We start from the raw sequence: 3,208 nt of genomic DNA, 5'->3' as shown, positions 1-3,208 counted from the left end.
ACCTTAACCCCGGTAACCTGACCGGGGTTTTTTCTGCATATGGAATTCGTCAGTTCAATCACGCATTGATTCAAATCTCATATCATTTAACCCTATCGGGAGCCCACGATGCGAAACACTGTCCGCTTTGTTGGATTGAAATCAGGGTTATTTTGTCTGACTTTTCTTTTTTGTGGTTTACCACTAGCCGATTGCGGCGTGATTTATGTCGATAATCGTACTGGCAATAATTCTTTAAACGGACGCTCGCCGAAAATCGAGGGCGGGAAAAACGGTCCGGTCAAAACGATTCAGCGGGCACTCGATTATGCCAGACAGGGAGATAAAATCATCCTGACCAGGAATGAGACTCCCTATTATGAATCACTCACCTTGGCTGGCAGACGATTCAGTGGCATTGGAGAAGAAAAATTCACCATACTGGGTAATGGTGCTATCATCAGCGGTGCGATCATCATACCCATGAATGGCTGGAGAGAATTAGAGAATGGACTCTGGAAAGTAACCCCCTTTCGAAAAGGTTATTTCAATCTGTATCTCGATGGCAAAAGTCTTCCCGAATATCAAGCAGCAGAGGGACAACCCGTCAATCTGGATGAAATTCCGTCCGGAAAATGGGCCGTGCACCAGGGCGCCATTTATTATCGGGGCTTAAAAAATCAGTTGCCGCCAACGGAATCGTTTGCTCTCGCGGGCAAATCTGTCGGCCTGTCACTGATTGATGTGGAAGGGGTCTCTATTTCAGATGTGACATTTGAGAATTTTCGGCAAGATGGGATCAACATCCACGATCGCTGCAAGGATGTCGTTCTCGAAAAAGTAACCTGTACGGGAAACGGGCGCTGCGGACTTTCAGTAAATGGCACATCACAGATAGAAGTCATCGATTCCAAACTGATCAACAATCGTATTGATGACCTGGCCGTGACAGAACAGGGATTGGCCGACCTGAAGAATACAGAACTCAGTAAAAAAGCAGCGGTCTCCCCGTAAGCATTCAGTCACTGGTTCCTGACATTTACGTTTCTTCCACATCGGGTCCTTCGAGCTCCTCGAGTTCTTTTTCGGCTTCCCGCTCTGCTTCATTCAGTTTCAAACCTTCGCGATTCGAAAAATACAAACCAATCAGCGTTACGGGAATGTATTGCGAAAGCTGATAATAGATCGAAGCAGCAAATGCATCTGCCTTGGAAACTCCGAACGCCTGCAAACTGATCCAGAAACAAAGTTGAATTACGCCAAAGAAACCTGGAGTCGAAGGCACTGTTACGCCAAAAGCAGTCACCCCCAGAACCACAAACGCCGCCAGAGGAGTAACCTGAATATCAAAACTCCAGAGCGCAACGAGAATACTCAATCCGTTGATGGCCCATTGTGCAAATGAAGTCCAGATAATCCCAAAACAGAGTCGCTTACTTTTCATCGACGCCATTCCGTGTGCACCAGACTGCATCATTTCCAGCACCAGATGTGTCAATTTTGATGGCAGGAAACTCAGGTAGCTGAAGATTTTCCGAAACAGTCCTATCACCCTTTCTGTCCAGATCAGATAGGTCGCCACAAGCGAAATCATCACCAAGATGACTATCGCCATCAGCAAACTTAAAGAGCGATAGTGATCGGGTAGATTGGGGGCAAAAGAAATGCCTACCCCGAGGAAACAAAGAATCGCAACGATATCAAATAATCGTTCCAGAACGACAGTCGAAAGTATGGTCGTTTTCGGAATTTGAAACTGCCTGCTCAGTACATATACACGCAAAAATTCCCCCAGATGAGCGGGAAGAATGTTATTTCCCATGAAACCAATCATCATGGCCGGCGTGACCTGCGACACGGAAAGATCTTTAATCGGTTCCAGGAGCATCCGCCAGCGCAGTGCTTTAAACCAGAAAAATACAAACAGCAGCAGCAATAACACAGGCAGTGTCCAGAAATTAGCACGCTGAAAGCTTTCCTTAATCTGTTGAGGATCAATCCCCCAGACCGCAGCCGTCAGGCAGGCGATCGTGATGATGATACCGATCATCAGTTTGATCAATTTCGATTTATTGATGGGGACAACTCCTGAAATAGCATGCATGTTCTTTGATAAAACTTGAAGCGAGACAGAATAGTTTTATCGCATCATAAAAAGCAATCATACATCAACCCGACTGGTTCAGCCACAAAACAAACATCACCAGACTACTGTCTTTTCCCATTTTTCCACAATCCATCTTTTTCTAGCATGAATTTTTTACAATGTTTACACCTTTCTGCTAAAACCTCTTGCCAACTTAAAGAGAGAATTTTATCCTTCTTCCCTCTTCTCAAGTTTTTTCGTGCAGGACTAGTTTCGATAGACTGCGAAGAACCCTACCCCAAAAAGATTCCCGTTTGGATTTACTGGAATATTTTATCAAGGGATTGAAAACAAGGAGCTCATGGATGAGCATTTTAAAGATCTATTACCCCGAAGATACCCGGAGCGAGTCTGTTGTCTCGCGCGATGAACCAACCCCGATGATTCTTCCTTTTAATCGAGGTTTCTTTAGAAAACCTCATTATGTGCAGCAGGAAGACTGGGTATTAAAGCGTGCTCGCACGCTATTCAAAAATCATCAGTGCCCTGCCTGCAACAGCTCTGCAATTGAATCATTGGAATTGCGAGATGGTCTGCTCAATCGGAAAAATCGTCTGATTCCAGGTACGGCGACAGTCGTTGGATTTCGATGCGAATCTTGCGACACGGAATGGCCGGCCTGACGTTACACTTGCCGCCAATCTCACATCACCGAGAAGTAGTTTTCGACTGCGAAGTCAAAAGCTGCCGGAGTCAGTTTCCTGGGCGCCTGTTTGTAGACGCAGAAATTTTTGACCTGTAGTAACAGGTCCCGAGGCTGACAGGCACGGAACGGTCGATTGACGGCAGTATAATGCGTGTCAACCAGATACTGGTATGCAGTTTCATCAAATTGAAAACCCATCATGGGTGCCATCAATTCAAACAGCGCCCGGAATTCCTCTGGCGAGGGATCCATGGCCTCAATTTTATACGGAATACGACGCAAAAAAGCGGCATCGACAAGATCTTTGGGTTCCAGGTTTGTTGAAAAGATGATGAGCTGATCAAAGGGAACCTGGATTTTCTTACCACTGGGAAGATTCAGGAAGTCATAGCGTTTTTCCAATGGAACGATCCAGCGGTTTAATAACTCATCGACGG

At 45.8% G+C, this 3,208-nt stretch carries 3 protein-coding genes and 1 pseudogene; 2 read left to right on the top strand and 2 right to left on the bottom strand.

Annotated elements, in window-relative coordinates:
* Positions 1 to 108: 108 nt before the first annotated feature.
* A complete protein-coding gene (locus Q0294_RS21420; protein WP_299469518.1) occupies positions 109 to 993 on the top strand; it encodes a right-handed parallel beta-helix repeat-containing protein in 885 nt (294 codons plus the stop codon).
* A 25-nt stretch (positions 994 to 1,018) separates the two neighbouring features.
* Here the strand turns inward: Q0294_RS21420 and Q0294_RS21415 are convergent, their stop codons facing one another.
* Positions 1,019 to 2,083, bottom strand: a complete 1,065-nt coding sequence (locus Q0294_RS21415) for a lysylphosphatidylglycerol synthase transmembrane domain-containing protein (protein WP_299469516.1) — start codon at positions 2,081 to 2,083, stop codon at positions 1,019 to 1,021.
* Between the two features lie 347 nt (positions 2,084 to 2,430).
* Here Q0294_RS21415 and Q0294_RS21410 point away from each other — a divergent pair, with 347 nt between their 5' ends.
* Positions 2,431 to 2,748: a hypothetical protein gene (locus tag Q0294_RS21410; RefSeq protein WP_299469514.1), complete on the top strand. Its 318-nt coding sequence runs from the start codon at positions 2,431 to 2,433 to the stop codon at positions 2,746 to 2,748.
* Between the two features lie 20 nt (positions 2,749 to 2,768).
* Here the strand turns inward: Q0294_RS21410 and Q0294_RS21405 are convergent.
* Positions 2,769 to 3,208: pseudogene (locus Q0294_RS21405) on the bottom strand (AAA family ATPase); the annotation flags it as partial.

The organism is uncultured Gimesia sp. (assembly GCF_937919775.1).
Lineage (GTDB): Bacteria > Planctomycetota > Planctomycetia > Planctomycetales > Planctomycetaceae > Gimesia.
The sequence above is the reverse complement of the archived record's forward strand: the minus strand, read 5'-3'. Positions and strand labels throughout refer to the sequence as shown.

Bases quoted from the DNA above. Each gene is read 5' to 3' on its own strand.
- Q0294_RS21420 (WP_299469518.1), top strand. From the start codon at position 109: ATGCGAAACACTGTCCGCTTTGTTGGATTGAAATCAGGGTTATTTTGT.
- Q0294_RS21415 (WP_299469516.1), bottom strand. From the start codon at position 2,083: ATGCATGCTATTTCAGGAGTTGTCCCCATCAATAAATCGAAATTGATC.
- Q0294_RS21410 (WP_299469514.1), top strand. From the start codon at position 2,431: ATGAGCATTTTAAAGATCTATTACCCCGAAGATACCCGGAGCGAGTCT.